Origin of the sequence: Helicobacter sp. WB40 (genome assembly GCF_027859275.1) — a bacterium.
Classification (GTDB): domain Bacteria; phylum Campylobacterota; class Campylobacteria; order Campylobacterales; family Helicobacteraceae; genus Helicobacter_D; species Helicobacter_D ibis.
Genome location: NZ_JAQHXS010000005.1, coordinates 69,418 through 86,340 on the forward strand (window position 1 = coordinate 69,418; position 16,923 = coordinate 86,340).

General features: G+C 33.4%; 18 protein-coding genes. 2 read left to right on the forward strand and 16 right to left on the reverse strand.

The genetic code is table 11. The features are described from left to right. Nucleotide 1: 1 nt before the first annotated feature. Nucleotides 2-2,395, reverse strand: a complete 2,394-nt coding sequence (locus PF022_RS04905) for a molybdopterin-dependent oxidoreductase (protein WP_271023042.1) — start codon at nt 2,393-2,395, stop codon at nt 2-4. A 260-nt stretch (nt 2,396-2,655) separates the two neighbouring features. Here PF022_RS04905 and PF022_RS04910 point away from each other — a divergent pair, with 260 nt between their 5' ends. Continuing rightward, the gene (locus PF022_RS04910; RefSeq protein WP_271022977.1) at nt 2,656-3,540 is read left to right on the forward strand and encodes an aminoglycoside 6-adenylyltransferase; all 885 of its coding nucleotides are present in this window, start codon (nt 2,656-2,658) and stop codon (nt 3,538-3,540) included. Then, nucleotides 3,537-4,100, forward strand: a complete 564-nt coding sequence (locus tag PF022_RS04915) for a DNA-deoxyinosine glycosylase (RefSeq protein ID WP_271022978.1) — start codon at nt 3,537-3,539, stop codon at nt 4,098-4,100. Before PF022_RS04910 ends, PF022_RS04915 begins: the two co-directional genes overlap by 4 nt. 50 nt (nt 4,101-4,150) lie before the next feature. Here PF022_RS04915 and PF022_RS04920 read toward each other — a convergent pair whose 3' ends face one another. The 15 genes from PF022_RS04920 to atpA form a co-directional block, all read right to left on the reverse strand. Next, entirely contained in the window at nt 4,151-4,921 is a 771-nt protein-coding gene (locus tag PF022_RS04920) for an alpha/beta hydrolase (RefSeq protein WP_271022980.1), read from the reverse strand. Beyond that, the gene (folE, locus tag PF022_RS04925) at nt 4,921-5,466 is read right to left on the reverse strand and encodes a GTP cyclohydrolase I FolE (protein ID WP_442908585.1); all 546 of its coding nucleotides are present in this window, start codon (nt 5,464-5,466) and stop codon (nt 4,921-4,923) included. Before folE ends, PF022_RS04920 begins: the two co-directional genes overlap by 1 nt. Before the next feature lie 8 nt (nt 5,467-5,474). Next, nucleotides 5,475-6,413: a zinc metalloprotease HtpX gene (htpX, locus tag PF022_RS04930; RefSeq protein WP_271023044.1), complete on the reverse strand. Its 939-nt coding sequence runs from the start codon at nt 6,411-6,413 to the stop codon at nt 5,475-5,477. Next, complete coding sequence (gene truD / locus PF022_RS04935) at nt 6,400-7,560, reverse strand: tRNA pseudouridine(13) synthase TruD (protein ID WP_271022983.1); 1,161 nt, start codon at nt 7,558-7,560, stop codon at nt 6,400-6,402. Before truD ends, htpX begins: the two co-directional genes overlap by 14 nt. Continuing rightward, nucleotides 7,551-8,066: an FKBP-type peptidyl-prolyl cis-trans isomerase gene (locus tag PF022_RS04940; protein ID WP_271020908.1), complete on the reverse strand. Its 516-nt coding sequence runs from the start codon at nt 8,064-8,066 to the stop codon at nt 7,551-7,553. Before PF022_RS04940 ends, truD begins: the two co-directional genes overlap by 10 nt. 17 nt (nt 8,067-8,083) lie before the next feature. Next, nucleotides 8,084-9,043, reverse strand: coding sequence for a hypothetical protein (locus PF022_RS04945; RefSeq protein ID WP_271022984.1), 960 nt, complete (start codon nt 9,041-9,043; stop codon nt 8,084-8,086). Nucleotides 9,044-9,059: 16 nt separating this feature from the next. Then, a complete protein-coding gene (locus PF022_RS04950; protein ID WP_271020906.1) occupies nt 9,060-9,572 on the reverse strand; it encodes an OmpA family protein in 513 nt (170 codons plus the stop codon). 66 nt (nt 9,573-9,638) lie between these two features. Then, nucleotides 9,639-10,922 (reverse strand): Tol-Pal system protein TolB, encoded by a 1,284-nt coding sequence (tolB, locus tag PF022_RS04955; RefSeq protein WP_271022985.1) that lies wholly within the window; start codon nt 10,920-10,922, stop codon nt 9,639-9,641. Nucleotides 10,923-10,925: 3 nt separating this feature from the next. Next, nucleotides 10,926-11,669: an energy transducer TonB gene (locus PF022_RS04960; RefSeq protein ID WP_271020904.1), complete on the reverse strand. Its 744-nt coding sequence runs from the start codon at nt 11,667-11,669 to the stop codon at nt 10,926-10,928. Beyond that, nucleotides 11,662-12,060, reverse strand: coding sequence for a biopolymer transporter ExbD (locus tag PF022_RS04965; protein WP_271022986.1), 399 nt, complete (start codon nt 12,058-12,060; stop codon nt 11,662-11,664). The genes PF022_RS04960 and PF022_RS04965 overlap by 8 nt, the downstream gene beginning before the upstream one ends. Before the next feature lie 11 nt (nt 12,061-12,071). Then, nucleotides 12,072-12,668 carry a MotA/TolQ/ExbB proton channel family protein gene (locus PF022_RS04970; RefSeq protein WP_271022988.1) on the reverse strand — a complete coding sequence of 199 codons (597 nt, stop codon included), beginning with the start codon at nt 12,666-12,668 and terminating at the stop codon, nt 12,072-12,074. After that, nucleotides 12,665-13,057, reverse strand: coding sequence for an ATP synthase F1 subunit epsilon (gene atpC, locus PF022_RS04975; protein WP_271022990.1), 393 nt, complete (start codon nt 13,055-13,057; stop codon nt 12,665-12,667). Before atpC ends, PF022_RS04970 begins: the two co-directional genes overlap by 4 nt. A gap of 11 nt (nt 13,058-13,068) precedes the next feature. Then, nucleotides 13,069-14,469, reverse strand: coding sequence for a F0F1 ATP synthase subunit beta (gene atpD / locus PF022_RS04980; RefSeq protein ID WP_271020998.1), 1,401 nt, complete (start codon nt 14,467-14,469; stop codon nt 13,069-13,071). A 24-nt stretch (nt 14,470-14,493) separates the two neighbouring features. After that, nucleotides 14,494-15,381 (reverse strand): ATP synthase F1 subunit gamma, encoded by an 888-nt coding sequence (atpG, locus tag PF022_RS04985; protein WP_271022991.1) that lies wholly within the window; start codon nt 15,379-15,381, stop codon nt 14,494-14,496. 18 nt (nt 15,382-15,399) lie between these two features. Then, entirely contained in the window at nt 15,400-16,914 is a 1,515-nt protein-coding gene (gene atpA / locus PF022_RS04990; RefSeq protein WP_271022992.1) for a F0F1 ATP synthase subunit alpha, read from the reverse strand. Nucleotides 16,915-16,923 lie beyond the last annotated feature (9 nt).

Below are 16,923 nucleotides of genomic sequence, written 5' to 3' on the forward strand. Positions count from 1 at the left end.
ATTACGCTCCTATTATTTCTGGTGTTAATGTAGATTTGTAAGGCTTTACAATCTCATCTTTACCAAGTTTTCTAATATTTACAAGACAAGTATTAACCGCGGTAGCTTGTGCCCACCTACTTGTTGGGCGTGAGCTTGTTAGCACATTGCACGCACCTGCATTACATCTTGGCGTTTTATCATTTGTATTTTCTGGGTCATACCATGCACCCTCTTGAATCTGCACTACTCCTTCTCTTATCTTATCAGTTACAAACGCACCTGCAAGAACAGCACCTCTAGAGTTATATACCTCTACAACCTCTCCATGCTTTATTCCTAGTTTTTGTGCGTCATTTGTATTAATTACTACTGGCTCACGCCCTTGAATTTTATATACATCTCTAACCCAAGTGTTATCTAGCTGACTATGCACTCTATATCTTGGGTGTGGGCTAAGCATATGAAATGGATATTGTTTAGCTTCCTTACTTCCAAGATATTCACTAGGTTCAAACCAAGTTACATGCCCTTTCATATCAGGCAATTTTGCTTCTTCGAACTTATCAACAAAGAATTGTATCTTGCCACTTTGAGTTGCTAGTCTATTTGTCTCTGGATCTGATCTAAAGTCTGCATGGCGGACATATTCATAATCCCCACCTTCAAACTCTACAAACCCATCCTCCCAAAACTTGTCAAACTCTTTAAAAATAGGACCATCAGAACTTGCATAGAATTTCTTAATCCAATCCATATAACTAAGACCACCTGTATATTGATGATACTTCTCTTCTCCACCAATTTTTTTTGCTAACTCTGCAAAAATCGCAAAATCATCCCTATGCTCATATGTAGGTTCTACAACCTTTTTCATAGCATAAATTACATTTCTTGAATAAGTGCTTCCGCTTGTAATATCGTCTCTCTCCATTGTGCAAGTGCTTGGGAATACAACATCAGCCATTTTGGCCATAGGTGTCCACCAAGGTTCATGCACCACTACGGTATCTACACTTCTAATAGCTCTTATTAGCTCGTTTGTATTTGGGTGATGACCTAGAAGTGTCGCACCACAACAATAAATCATCTTAATTTCTGGGAATGTAATTATTTTACCCTTGAAGTTAATGGATTTACCCGGATTTAATATACACTCACTAACTCTACTTGCAGGAATTGAAAACTCTACTCTACTTCTCCCTTGAGATAATCCTGGAGTTGTTCTATATCCGCTATTTGCTTGTCCACCTCCTGCATAATGCATAGAAAAACCAACTCCACCACCCGGTGTGCCAATCTGTCCGATCATACACGCAAGATTAATTAAAGCCCAATCAGCCTGTTCTCCATACTGTGCTCTTTGCATTGCCCAGTTACCAGCTATAAATGTGCTTTGACTTACAAATAAATCACATAGCTCTTTAATTTTAGATTCTTCTACTTCTGTAATTTTTGAAGCCCATGCTATATCTTTAGGGATTCCATCGCTCTCACCCAAAAGATAAGGTAAGAATTTATCAAAACCATCTGTATATTTTTCTACAAACTCTTTATCATATTTACCAGTTGTATATAAATAGTGCATCATACCTAATGCTAGTGCAACATCGGTATTTGGACGAATCTTAATCCATTCTGCATCAAACATCTCTGCAGTTTCATTATAATATGGATCAATATTTATAAATTTAATCCCAGCCTCTTTGTATTTTGGGTAATAAAGATCATTTACATGATTTGGAACAACATAATCAATGCGGTTACACTTAAATAAATCTGCTCCCCACATTACATATACTTTTGTATTTTTGATGATTTGCTCATGTGTGGTTTGTTGAGAATATACTTCTAAATCACCTATAATATCATTATTTACACGCCCAGCAGCACCATTACTATACTCACCATCAGTGCCTACTGCACCGCCTAGAACGATATTAAAGAATCTTCCAGTTACGATATTTGAGTTATGCAATCTCCCTACATGCCCCCAGCCACCATAAGCAGCATTATAGATATTTTCTTTTGGAGTGGATTTGATTTTTTCAGCAACCAAATTTAGTGCAGTCTCCCAATCCACTCTTACAAAAGGCTCTTTTCCTCTTAATTCAGGGGCATTTTTACCTTCTAAGAAGCTTTTTCTAACGCAAGGATATTTCACTCTAGAATCTGTATAAACTCTATCGATCATAGATTTCATCATTATACTTGGATTCTTATCGTGCGGACTTGGTAATACATCTACAAATTTACCATCTTTTACTTTAGCAATAAATGGACCAAAATGTGTAGCATGTGGAATTAATTGTATATCATTAATCGCACCAACGGCACTAAGTGGCGATGAACTTCCTGCTATAGCTATAGAAGCTACTGCTGAAGTCTTTAAAACATCTCGTCTTGTCATTGTTATTTACCTCCTTAAAATTACATTCCCTACATAAACATGTAAAAAATTGCGAAATTCTATCATATTATTAATTTAATTTCTTTTAATTATTAAAAAAATAATAATTTTAATTATAATATTTTACAAAAATATACAAATAATATTTTGTGAACTTAACAAGCGTTTAACATCAAACTAACTTAAAGAGAATTCTATATTGAAAGTCTTGAGACATGTTATGATTTTGATAAGAAATAAATAAAAATACAAAGGCTTTAATATAGATGAACCAACAAACACAAATAAATACAATCAAAGCAATAAAAAACTTCACAATAAAGCATAAAGCAATCACTATTGCCACACTTGAAGGCTCAAGGGTCAATCCCAAAGCCAAAAAAGATAAATACCAAGATTATGATATTTCATTTTTTGTGCCTCTAGATTCTATGCACGAATTTTTAGAGATTTCTTCACAAAGCGATATTAAAAGTGCAAAAATCCCAAGTAAGATTTTAGTCTTTACAAGTAAGCATTTTGGGAGGCTTATTTTCTCTCAACTTCCAGAATCTATGGAGTTTTATAAACCTGATTTACCACCAAATTGGGTAAGTTTTTTAATGCTTTTTGCAAATGGGGTGAGACTTGATTTAAAAATCATTCCTTTGCAGGATTTGAATGCTTATTATGAGCTAGAGCCACTAAGCAAGGTGCTTGTGGATAAAGATAATCTTTTTACACACACTATTCCACAAACTCCTTTTAGCATAACGCATTTAAGCCAAAAATGCTTTGATGATGTATGTAATGAATTTTATTTCACACTTAGCAATGTGCAAAAAGCCCTTTTAAGAGAGCAATTTATCTTAGCAAATCATCTTTTAGATTCTATGCGTAAGGCGTTATTTGTTATGCTTAGCTTTAAAATGGGTTTAAAACAAGGATTTAATCTTTGGCTTGGTAAGGAAAATGCATATATTTTGCACTATCTATCTAAAAAAGAAGTAAAGATTATAAGAGGTAGCTATCACACTCATAGCCTAAAACACATAGCAAAATCTCTAGAGATACTTGAAGAACTTTTTAGCAAAAGTGTAAAGCATATATGCAAGAAAAGTGACTATAAAAATCCATATAAAAATTTGTATAAATATAGGTTTTATAAATGATAGATATTTGTCAACATTCTTTTAATCCTGTATATAATGCAAAATCTAAGGTGCTAATTTTAGGTTCTTTTCCCTCCTTTGCTTCAGAATCTTTTGGTTTTTACTATGGGAATTCTAATAACCGATTTTGGAGCATTTTGGCTCTTGTATTTGATTGTATTGTGCCAACTTCAAAAGATAAGCATTTAAAAAATAAAGAGATTATAGAAATTCAGAGAAATTTTTTACTAGAACACCATATTGCACTTTGGGATTGCGTGCAAACATGCAATAGAAAGGCAAATAATTCAAGTGATACAAATTTAGAGATTCTAAACTTTAATGATGTTGCAGAGATTGTTTATAAAAGTCAAATTAAAGCAATTTTTTGCAATGGTAAGCTTACTAGAAAATCCTTTGACACACTTTGCTATAACTATAAAACTAATGGGTCTAAAAATATCTCCATTTTAAATTTACCAGCCTTTACCCTACCCTCCACTAGCAGTGCAAACGCTCGATATAGACTTGATGATTTAGAAAGAGAATGGAGTGTAATAAAATATCAGCTTAATTCATAGCTTAACAATAAAATTTTTTTCTATAACAAAAGTAAATTATTTTATGCCAATCAATATAAATTTAATTCAAAAAATCCTGCTTCTATCATCTCTCCGTGATTTTTGTTTGCAACTTCTTTGTAGCTTATGTTGCATTTTGGATTCTTTAGTGCAAAATCCTTTGCAAAGTTTATATGTGGCATAGATTCTTGTGTCTTCTTAGCTTCATTGCCACCCCACAGATAATAGACAAATTTAGGACATTCTTTAATTTCTAAACTACCAAATTTAGGTTCACTCCAAAGAGAAGGTGAGACAATAAAATACTCATCAAACAATAAGGAATCTTCTAGCAATGTATATAGCGTAAAGATTCCGCCAAAGCTATGTCCAAATAAGATTTTAGAATCTATATTTGTTTTTATTTTGTCCTCTATTAGCTTTGTGCTAAGAGGCAAAACTATATCTTTAATAAAACTCAAAAACTCATAAACCCCACCACTTCCTTGTAGATTAGATTGTGGCAGATAGTCATATGTGCGTCTTTTCCTATCAAATGCTACATCTCCTTTATGCCCTATACCAACTACAATATAAGAGTTATATTTATTTATAAATCTCGGAAAAAAAGAAGTGCCATCAAGCAAAAATATTACTTTAGGGTTTTGTAGATTCTTTGGGATTGCAATTTGGACCTCATAGCTAGAATCTTTATTGTCTAAATCTATACTATAAATATCAAAATTACTTCTAGCCTCATTTGAAATTTTTGGAACCTCTAAACTTGGCTTTGCCAATATAACGCTAAAGAGCAAAACAATACAAGAAAATATCTTAATCATTAGCCTCTTATATGTCCCATAAATTCTTCTCTAGTTCTATGATCACTTTTAAACAACCCTCTAACAGCACTAGTTATCATAACACTATCTTGCTTTTCTACTCCTCTCATCTTCATGCACATATGTCTAGCATGCACGATTACCATAACTCCCTTTGGTTGTAAGACTTCCATAATTGTATCTGCAATTTGACTTGTCATATTTTCTTGAATCTGTAATCTTCTTGAATACACCTCTACCAATCTTGCTAATTTTGAGATTCCAACAAATTTATTATTTGGTATATAACCAATTGAAATATGTCCAAAAAATGGCAAAAAATGATGTTCGCACATGGAATAAAACTCAACATTTTTTAACACTACCATTTCATCACAAACACCTTCTTTAAAAATAGCAGATTCTAAGATCATTGTAGGATCCATCTTATATCCACCAAATATATGAGACCAGCTCTGCATAATTCTCTTTGGGGTATCTATCAAACCTTCCCTATTTCTATCCTCACCTATAAAATCAAACATACTTTGAATTGCTTCTTGTATTGCCATAATTACCTCCTTGATTTTCTCTGCAAAATCCTTATTCTATTTTCTATACTTGGATGAGTGCTAAACATCTCCTTAAAACCAAAAATATACAAAGCAGATCTCGTTGGATTATTATCAACTTGAGAAAAATCTGACTTTGCATAATTATCACTTATTTTTTGCAATGCTCTAATCATAGGCATACTATCTCCATTCATCAAATACACAGCACCAGAATCTGCCATATACTCTCTACTTCTACTTAAGAACATTTGCAATACTATTGTAATTAGCGGGAGTATAAACTGCAAAATCAACAATATATTTCTAGCTACATTTGCACCATTATCTCTATTGTTACCCAAAAACATAAATACACCATAATTAACAACTAGCAACATAATATTACTTAAAACACCAACCATTAAAGTAAGCCTTATATCACCATGCCTAATATGGCTTAGCTCATGTGCCATTACCGCCTTTACTTCATCTCTAGTTAGATTCCTTACCAATGTCGTTGTTAATGCTATTAGCGAATTATCCCTATGCCAACCACTTGCAAATGCATTCATAAATGGAGCTTCCATCAAATAAAGCTTAGGTCTAAACTCCAATCTAGCTTCTAAAATAAGCTCATCTAAAATACTAGAAAGCTCGGATTCTATCCTATTTTCACCTCTGTTTATTATTTCTTTATACTCATTACCACTTAGCAAAATACGCTGAAAATTCCCTATCGTATATCCTATAACACATGCAGCAACGCCAAGTAATACTAGTGTAACAACAGGCAGAACTTGGAAAGTAATTAAAACATAAAATCCATACGACAAACTAGGTGCATTTATCCTAACAATATCAACCAACAACCCAATAAACACAAAAATAAACAAATACAAAACTATAACGCAATTTGTTTTTAGCTTGTTTTTAGCAATTATTTCTTCAAACATAACAATCTTCCTTAATAGTTTCACTGCAGTCCAGCTCTCTTCTAGCTAACTCACGCAACAAAGTAGTAGCATATGAGCCTTTAGGCAAATAGAAGTTCAACTCGCCTTGTGCTTCTTCTTCTTTGTAATTATATTGCACATCATCTAAAAACACCCAAGCATACCTTCGACTACCAACGCTAGTAATTTTAGAATCCAAAAACAAATCTTCAAAAAACAATGCCATATCATGTGATAACTCTAACTTTTTACCACTTAATGCACCAAGAACAGAAATATCTTTGTTTAAAAACCTATTGCTATCATTAATAATATCATCTAAAATAAAATGCCTACCATAAGGATAATGACACATAAATTCACCGGGTAGCACCTTAAATATATGTTCTTGTGTTTTTATTTTAGAAAGCATATCTTTATCCTTAAAAGATTCGCTAATATGATTATTTTGCAACAACTCAAATAGTGCGTCATAGATATCATTTACCTTATAACAATCCACAATTTTTGAAAAATTAATCCTTAAAGAAAGCCATGCATTAAACAAATAACTCTGATAAGCACTAATTAGGAAATTAGACATTTTTTTGTTTTTGATTCTAGCTTTATTATTTACAATATCTTGCCCTAACTTATAGTTATCTCCATCTATCCCAAATCGTTGATAACCAAAATAATTTGGGATTCCATATTTTGAAATCTCATTTAATACTTGAGTTATTTTTATATTATTTATTTTATTTAGCTTTTTTATTCTAATGAAGAATCTATTGCCTTTTAAATGTCCTATTTTTAACTTATTTTGATGTCTTGTTATATCTAAAATTTTAATTTTCTCATGGCTGAAATTCTCAACTAACTTCTCAAACTGACAAGGAATACTTATATGTTGTATAGTTAAAGCATTTTTATCTTTTAAACCAGCATAGCCAATATCAATTTCTTTAACACCTAAGCTTGATGATAAAATCTTTAGCATTTGAAAAGTGGTTAAATCTTTTTTGCGCATTTTAAGGATAGTATGAGGACCACTCCCGTTAAATACATAAAGTGGAACCTCTTCAACAACAAAATCTCTAGGACTTTGCTTGAAATAAAACTCTATTGGAGAGTGAGAGTAGGCATAAGAATTTTCACCACAAATTAGTGACAACCACAACCTCCGCCACCGCAACAACCTCCGCCACCACCATGGTGATGTCCTCCAATACCACAACTTAACTCTTGTTCTGTAGCTTCTCTAGCATCTAAAATCGTAACAGAAAATGCTAATGTCTTGCCAGCTAGAGGGTGATTATAATCAATAATGGCTACTTCATCATTGAAACCTTTAACAGTTACTTGAACAGTCTCTCCATTTTCGCCTTGACCAAAAAGTGTCATACCTTCTTGCAAATCTATACCCACAAATTGATCTCTAGGCACTTCTTGCACATATTCTGAATTATAATCCCCATATGCTTCACTAGGTGGAATTACAATATCTTTACTCTCGCCAATAGCCATAGAAGCAATAGCATTCTCTAACCCTCGTATAACCTCACCTCTACCCATTATAAATTCTAATGGTTTAGAACCAATATTTGAATCTAAAACCTCTCCATTTCCTTCTTCTTTTACTTCATACTCTATACTTACTGCAAAATTATCTTTAATCATAATTATTCTCCTAAATATTATAAAAGTTTTTTAGCTTCTACAGCTTCCTTTGAATCAGGATATAGCTGTATAAGTGTTTTTAGAAACTTATTTGAATTTTCAGTTTCATTAATCGCCCTAAATGATTTTGCACTATTTAGCATTAGAGTAGGCATATAATCTGCTTTATCATATCTTGTTGCACTAGTTTTATAATAATAAATAGCATCTTCATATTTCTTTTGGGCAAATGCTATCTCTCCAAGCAAGAAATTGCCTCTTGCAGGTTTATAGTTACCCTTAACTGCGAATTGCAAATATTCATCAGCTAAGCTATATTCTTTTTTAGATAAGTAGCCTTCACCTTCTTTAAATACTTCCGCTAAAGATTTGCTTTTAAGATCAACTTTTTTTGGCTTATCATCTATATCTTTAGGCTTCTCTTTTTTCTCTTCTTTAGTAGCCACTTTAGGTGTTATTTCCGTTGCATTCGTCCTATTTGATTCTGTATCTTTTGTGGATATTTTAGAATCTTTAGGAATATTATTGCTACTTGATGAATTATTATCTATATCTAATACTTCATTTATTTGTTTTTGTAAAGAAGCAATTTCTTTTTTTAGGTTATTATTATTCTCTTGCAACAACTTACCAAGCTCCGCTATGCTTTGCTTTAGGCTTTCTATATTTTTATTTTGTATTTCAAAATTAGAATCCATATTGCTCTTTATCTCTGCTGAAGTCGCATTATTTTCAAGCGAGACTACATTTATTTTATTTGAAAGTTCTTGTATTCTTTGCATTTGACCTTCAAAAACACTTTTCAATCCCTCTTGAGATTCATTTACTGACTTCATCTGTGAAGAAAGATTAAAAAGTTTTTCTTGCGTTACCTCTTGCTCTGTCTTTTTTGGTGCAATAGCACCAGCATTAAATGCCGATGGCTCTTGCCCAAACACGATACCAAAACACAAAATGTATAAAGATAATCTTTTCAAATGAGATAGCCTCTAATTATGGTAGCATTTTGAAAGTAACTTTTCTATTTTCAGCCCAGCACTCTCTAGTTTTAGAAGTACAAGTTGGCTTACTTTCGCCATAACTAACCAACACAGTTTTATCTTGGCTTACACCTTGAGCCACCAACGCATCTCTAACTGCTACTGCTCTTTTTAACCCTAATGCATAGTTATACTCATCAGTTCCCCACTCATCTGTATTACCTTCAATTCTCACAGTTAATGGTCCTACGGCACTAGATTTCAATACATTTGCATCATTACTTACAGCACCTTGCATATCAGGTCTAATTGTAAATTGATCAAAATTAAAAAATATATTTTGCAATCCACCTTCAACATGAGAGATTCTATCATCTAAACTAGCAAAATTATCACTTCCTGAAATATATCCTTTACCACCAGCATTAGCAGACCCACTACCATCGGCACCTACACCACCCTTTTGGCTACAACCTGTAATTAAAAAAATAGTCGCCAAAGATCCTGCGATTAAAAGCTTTTTCATTTTGAGCTCCCTAAAAAATAATTTAAAGCATAGATTATAACACATTTAAAACAAAATACAAACATCTTACCAATCCATAGATTGTATTGTAGCTCCAGTTAATGGAAACAATAATGTCTTATTGTAATTTAACCTAATAATTCCTAATGCACTTTGATTTGATTCATGCTTAATATACATGATTGTCTCACCATCTTTAGCAAATCTAGGGAATTGATTCACTCCATTTGCAGTTAGCCTTCTTATAAAATCACTTTTTGTAGATATTAAATACAAATTAAATGTATTTCTCTCAAACTCCTCACTAGTTTCTCTACTTGAATACACTATGTAATTTCCAAAAGCATTTGCTGCGTTATTATTTTTACCATGAAACACCATTTGTTCTACTTTGCCCGGCACCTCACCACTACTTGGGATTGCAAAGACATTTGGATATCCAAGTCTATCTGAAATAAACATGATTCTATTTTCATTTTCTATAAAATTTGCACTAACATCTATTCCACTATAAGTTGTCAATTTATTCAATCTGCCACTTGGAACATCATACATAAAAATATCTGCTTGTTCTTTTGGAGCCATAGTTAATAATAATTTATATGAATCTCTACTAACATCAGAAGCAACCAACATACCTTCACTATCTATCAATCTAGTATTCTGACCAGTACTCAAGTCATATCTAAATAAAGTTGGCTTATCTAGGTATTTTGTATAATAGAATGCACTTTGAGATTCATTTGCCCACTTTGGAAATATATTTAGCCCACCAGATATCACATGTCTTTTGTAAGTCAGAGTATAATCGCTTACAATAATTTCACTTTCTCCTGGTTTAGTATAATAAGACAAGACAACCATTCTCTCAAGCCAACTAACATCTGGCGCTTTTATATAATTATTAATATCAATTGCCATACGATGTGCCATTAGAGGATAAGAATCTGTTGTATTTGTAGTGTATTCTTTGCTTAATACGATATTTCCAGTATTTGCATCATATAATTGCAAAACAGATTCCAAGCCACCCCTTGTAATCTCTGCACTAACCCTAGCTATCAAGTCAATCCTACTGCTTCTATAATCATCAAAATTTAATACAGCCTCACTAGTTACAACTTCTGAATTCTCCTGCACGACAAAATGACCAGTAACCTTCAAATCAGCAACCAGCATCTTGTATGTTCTTAAGCTATATCCCATTTTATTAGAATCTTTACCTATATTTTGAACCAAAATAGTAGGTAAATTACCAAACTTCTTTACTACCTCCATTGTTGCATCGATATTATCTCTTGCAAATAAAAAACCAACACAACAAAAAATACAAAAAATCACTCTACTCATACTTTACACCTCTGTTTTAAAAATTACACTAATATTAGTTTTTCTTCCACCTTCATACTTTGGAAATTCTTGTCTTTGCATTATATCCAAAAACTCTTCTAAAGCATTATCAAACTCCAAAAAGCCAGATTTTTTCACTACTCTATAAGAAAACCTACCATTAAAGTCTATTGTAATTATAACCTCTGCCTCAGAATCCACACCGCTTCTTATTGGCTTCCAATTTTTATATAATATTTCTTGAATCTTAGAATAAAACTCATCATACTCGCCCTTTGGAGTAGCAAAACTCATAGTCTTTTGCACTTCCAAATTAGACATTATTTTATCTAGTTTATCTGTTAGATCATCTCTTTGAGATACCTCATTTGCTTTCTTTTTTTTAGCTATTTTATCATTTGTGCTTTGAGGCTTTAGAGCTTCCTTTTTAACCGGTTGTTTGAATTCAACTTGCTTAAACAAGTCATTAACTCCAACTCCAACATTAGCGGTTTTTGAAGCACTCTCTTCTTTTTTAGGTATATCATTTATTGGTTTTTCTTGTATTTCTTTAATTGTTAGTTTTTTCTCTACTTTCTCTACTTTTTCTTCTAAAAAATCAATACTAAATTCTGTTTCTTTTATAAAGGAATATTCTTTAGTCTCTATAGTTTTTTGATTAAAATTCCACAAAAACAACAATAAAAGCAATACATAAAATAGAATCGCTATGCTACCACTTATAGAAAATGCAAAAAAATTAACCATCTGTTACCAAAGACACCCTGCTAAACCCACTTTGTTTAGCGATTTTCAGAATATAAATCACATCATCATATTTTAGATTCTTATCTGCTCTTATATAAACTTGCGTATTTTTATCATAACCATTAGAAAAAACAACGAAAAAATCCGCAAAGCCATCAAATTGCAACACATCACTTTTTATATAAATATTCCTATTTACATCAACTCTGATTTCTATTTTTGAGTCCTCTTGTGTTTTTGCGGTTTTTGAACCTTGGGGCAACTGTATTTCTTCTTTATAGACAATAACTGGTGCTGTAACCATTAAAATAGCCAACAAAACAAGCATTATATCAACTAAAGGTGTAATGTTTAACTCTGGTGTGTCTTCCCAATTATTATCTACTTCCAATAAAAATCCCTCTAAACAATTTCATCTACATTCTTTAAAGATTCCTTAGGTGATAACAAAATATCAATTTGCAACTTCAAATATGTATTTAACTCAAATACCTTTCTTTTTAAAAATAAATTAAAAGTATAAGCAGGCACAGCAGTCAAAATCCCAGTTGCAGTCGCCACAAGTGCTTTTGATATAACAGGAGCTATCACATCTAGTGTCGCCCTAGCTTCATTTCCAAGCGTTGAAAATGCTTCAAGTATTTCAACAACGGTTCCAAAGAGACCAATAAATGGTGCAGTAGAAGCAACAACTGCCAAAAATGTAAGTCCGCTTGTAGCTTCTTTTACTGTTTTATTTAGACAATATTGCAAAATAGGCTCTGTAACTTTTTTCTCAATTTTACTTATGTTGTAGTGGAAGACAGAATTTCTAGGAAGTGTATATTTTCCACTAACTAGCGAATCCAAACAAGCTTTTTCATTGCTAATTAAACTTGATAGTGAAATATATCTATAAATAAATATCCAAAAAACGAGTATAAAATAAATAGATAACCAAACTAAGACAACTATGGATACAACACCATAATTGTCTGTCAATGATTGTATAAGATTCACAGCGAACTCTTAACTAAAGTCTCTATGCGAGATATAACAGAAGAGATAACAACATTATTGTCTGTAGCCTCTTCTAATAGCTTCCTAGCTTTTGTAATAGATTGCGCAATTTCTCCCTCGCTATCACCAGCAATATCAACTGCTCCATCAGCAAGAACATCAACACTTTTTTCATCTACCTTTGCATATCCCCAATTAACAGCAACCATTTCTTTTTTGCCATCTTTTGTTTCAATCTCTATCACACCAGCATTCAATGTAGTAACAACACCAACATGGCCAGGTAACACACCAAATTCACCTTCACTACCAGGTAGCGTTATACTATTAACATCATTTGAGAATATGCTACCTTCTGGTGTTACGATATCCAACTTCAAGGTTTCCATAAAATCCCCTATTAATTAGATTTCATTTTTTCAGCTTTTTCAAGAACCTCATTAATGTTTCCAACCATATAAAAAGCATTCTCTGGTATATGATCATATTTGCCTTCTAATATACCTTTAAAGCCTTCCAAAGTTTCTTGTAAAGTTACATATTTTCCAGGACTACCTGTAAATACCTCTGCTACGAAAAATGGCTGAGATAAGAATTTTTCAATCTTTCTAGCTCTTTCAACTACTTTTTTATCTTCTTCGCTAAGCTCATCCATACCCAAAATAGCAATTATATCTTGCAAATCTTTGTATTTTTGCAACACTTGCTGAACACTTGTTGCTACTTTATAGTGCTCTTCTCCAACAACTTGAGGATCTAAGATTCTTGAAGTTGAATCTAGTGGATCCACAGCAGGATAAATACCCTTTTCTGCTATCTTTCTATTAAGAACTGTTGTTGCATCAAGGTGAGCAAAAACAGAAGCAGGAGCTGGGTCTGTCAAGTCATCTGCTGGAACATATACAGCCTGAACAGAAGTAATAGAACCTTTCTTAGTAGATGTGATTCTTTCTTGCAACTTACCCATTTCGCTAGCTAATGTCGGCTGGTAACCAACAGCAGAAGGAATCCTGCCAAGTAATGCTGACATTTCAGCACCTGATTGAGCATATCTAAAGATATTATCAATAAACATCAATACATCTAGCCCTTTTTCATCTCTAAAATACTCTGCCATTGTTAAACCCGTAAAAGCAATTCTATTTCTCGCACCCGGTGGCTCATTCATTTGACCATAGCATAAGGCAACTTTATCCAATACTCCAGATTCTTTCATTTCGTGATAAAGGTCATTACCCTCTCTTGTTCTCTCACCAACTCCAGCAAATACAGAATATCCACTATGTTTGAAAGCAACATTATGTATAAGCTCCATAATAACAACCGTCTTACCTACACCAGCACCACCAAACAAACCAACTTTACCACCTTTTGAATAGGGCGCTAGAAGATCTACTACCTTAATCCCTGTTTCAAACATCTCTGTTTTTGTGCTTTGATTCTCAAATGTAGGCGCAGCTCTATGTATAGACCATTTTTCTGGGTTATTTAACTCTGTACCACCATCAATAATATCACCAGTAACATTGAAGATTCTTCCCAAAACTTGCTCACCAACTGGAACTGTTATAGGATTCCCTCTAGCTACTACTTTTTCGCCTCTAGTTAGACCTTCAGTCATGTCCATAGCAATAGCTCTAACTCTATTATCTCCAATATGGGCAGCCACCTCTAAAACTAACTTCGAACTTCTACCATCAACTGTGAAGTTGATATCCAAAGCTTCATTAATGCTAGGAAGATACGATTCAAAATCAATATCAACAACCGGTCCCATAACTTGAACTATTTTACCTATCATATTTTCTGACATTTATTCCACTCCTTATTTCATTGACTCTACGCCAGTATTAATTTCAACTAACTCCGTTGTAATAGCTTCTTGTCTAGCCTTATTGTATGCAACTGTTAAACTTTTTGCTAACTCTCCTGCATTATTTGTAGCTGCGTCCATAGCCTGCATTCTAGCACTATGTTCTGCTGCTAAAGAATCAACTAAAGCATAATACATACTAAATTCCACATATTTATTAGCAAGTTGATTTAGTATCTCATTTTCCTGCTCATTTGGCTCAACCTCTAAGGTGCTATCCATTTCCAACTCGCTCATATCTTGTATTGGCAATATCTGTGTTACTTTCATTTCTTGTGATATCATATTCTTAAATCCATTATGCACAAGAATTATCTTTGAAGTTACACCATTTAAATAATCCTCAACAGCTTTGTTGATAAATTCTGAAGCCTTTTGATAATCAGGTGAAGCACTTAATCCAACAACGCTATCTAAAATTTCTATTTCATTAAACTTAAAATATTCAATCGCCTTTTTTCCTATTACACGCAAACGAACTTTCAGATTCTTAGTTTTATGCTCTGCAATTAGTCTATTAACTTCTTTGATAGTGTTAATATTAAATCCACCACACAATCCCTTGTCAGCAGTTACCATCAATATATCAACAAATGCACTCGTTTCGCTACCGCTATTAGCAAAATAAGGATTATCCTGAATGCTATCTGTCTTAGAAGCCATGGCCTTAATCTCACCCAATACGCTTACGATCTTGTTAGCATAAACTTTCGAACGCCTAGCCATTTCATCTGCTTTTTTTAGCTTAGAAGTTGATACCAACTTCATAGCACGAGTTGTCTTTTGTGTATTTAGAACACTCGATATTTGTTTTCTAATATCCTTTAGGTTATTTCCCATAAAAGATCTCCTAAATCATTAAACAGCAAAGCTGCTTTTATACTCTTCTAATGCTCTGCACAATGTTTCTTCAACATCCTTATCTAGCATTTTCTTTGAGCGAATATCTTCAAAAATATGCGGATACTTAGCCTCTAAGAATGGATACAATCCTTCTTCAAACCTAGTAATATCTGACACAGCTACATCATCCATAAAACCTCTAGCACCAGCAAAAATAGCAACAACTTGTCTTTCAATAGGCAACGGTGAATAAGGTGGTTGCTTTAATACTTCAACCATTCTTTGTCCCCTATCAAGTTGCTTTCTACTTGTTTCATCTAAGTCAGAAGCAAATTGTGCAAACGCTTGCAACTCTCTATATTGAGCTAGATCAAGTCTCAATGTTCCAGATACTTGCTTTGTAGCTTTAATTTGTGCAGCACCACCAACACGTGAAACAGATAAACCAACATTAATGGCTGGTCTAATACCAGAATTAAACAAGTCAGTCTCAAGAAATATCTGACCATCTGTAATAGATATAACATTTGTAGGTATATAAGCCGCAACATCTCCAGCTTGTGTCTCAATAATAGGTAGTGCAGTTAGAGAACCAGCACCAAGCTCATCACTAAGCTTAGCAGCACGCTCTAGTAGTCTTGAGTGAAGATAGAATACATCTCCCGGGAAAGCCTCTCTGCCCGGAGGTCTCCTTAATATCAAAGACATCTCTCTATAGGCCACTGCATGCTTACTTAAATCATCATATACTATCAATGCATGTCTTCCGTTATCTCTAAAATATTCACCCATAGTAACACCAGCATAAGGAGCTAGGTATTGCATAGCAGCCGATGAAGAAGCAGGAGCATTAACAATAATGGTATATTCCATTGCACCATGCTCTTCTAACTTTCTAACAACCTGTGCAACTGTGGATTCTTTTTGTCCTATGGCAACATATATACAAACTACACCTTGTCCTTTTTGATTAATAATAGTATCAATAGCAACAGTAGTCTTACCAGTTTGTCTATCCCCAATTATCAACTCTCTCTGACCTCTACCAATTGGAACAAGAGCATCAATAGCTTTTAACCCAGTTTGTAAAGGCTCATGAACTGACTTCCTAGACATGATTCCGGGGGCTTTTTCCTCCATAAATCTATATTCTTTAGTATCAATAACTCCTTTACCATCAACTGGCTCACCAAGTGCATTAACTATACGCCCCATAAGTCCATCGCCAACTGGAACACGAAGTAATTTACCAAGTCTTTTTACCGATGTGCCTTCTTTAATATCTTTACCAGTACCTAAAACAACAACACCAACACTTCCCTCTTCCAAACTAGAAGCAAGTCCCTTATCGCCAGTATCAAACTCAACCATTTCATAGCTCATTACATCTTTTAAGCCATAAACCTTAGCAACACCATCAGCATAAGCAATAACTTTACCAGTTTGAGCTACATCCAAATCAAGCTCAAAATTATCTATTCTTTCCTTGATTATAGAGCTAATTTCATCAGCTTGCAATTTTACTACCACTTTTACTCC

Coding starts and splice junctions, on each gene's coding strand:
- PF022_RS04910 (WP_271022977.1), top strand. CDS start 2,656: ATGAACCAACAAACACAAATAAATACAATCAAAGCAATAAAAAACTTC.
- PF022_RS04915 (WP_271022978.1), top strand. CDS start 3,537: ATGATAGATATTTGTCAACATTCTTTTAATCCTGTATATAATGCAAAA.
- PF022_RS04920 (WP_271022980.1), bottom strand. CDS start 4,921: ATGATTAAGATATTTTCTTGTATTGTTTTGCTCTTTAGCGTTATATTG.
- PF022_RS04940 (WP_271020908.1), bottom strand. CDS start 8,066: ATGATTAAAGATAATTTTGCAGTAAGTATAGAGTATGAAGTAAAAGAA.
- PF022_RS04950 (WP_271020906.1), bottom strand. CDS start 9,572: ATGAAAAAGCTTTTAATCGCAGGATCTTTGGCGACTATTTTTTTAATT.
- tolB (WP_271022985.1), bottom strand. CDS start 10,922: ATGAGTAGAGTGATTTTTTGTATTTTTTGTTGTGTTGGTTTTTTATTT.
- PF022_RS04960 (WP_271020904.1), bottom strand. CDS start 11,669: ATGGTTAATTTTTTTGCATTTTCTATAAGTGGTAGCATAGCGATTCTA.
- atpC (WP_271022990.1), bottom strand. CDS start 13,057: ATGGAAACCTTGAAGTTGGATATCGTAACACCAGAAGGTAGCATATTC.
- atpD (WP_271020998.1), bottom strand. CDS start 14,469: ATGATAGGTAAAATAGTTCAAGTTATGGGACCGGTTGTTGATATTGAT.
- atpG (WP_271022991.1), bottom strand. CDS start 15,381: ATGGGAAATAACCTAAAGGATATTAGAAAACAAATATCGAGTGTTCTA.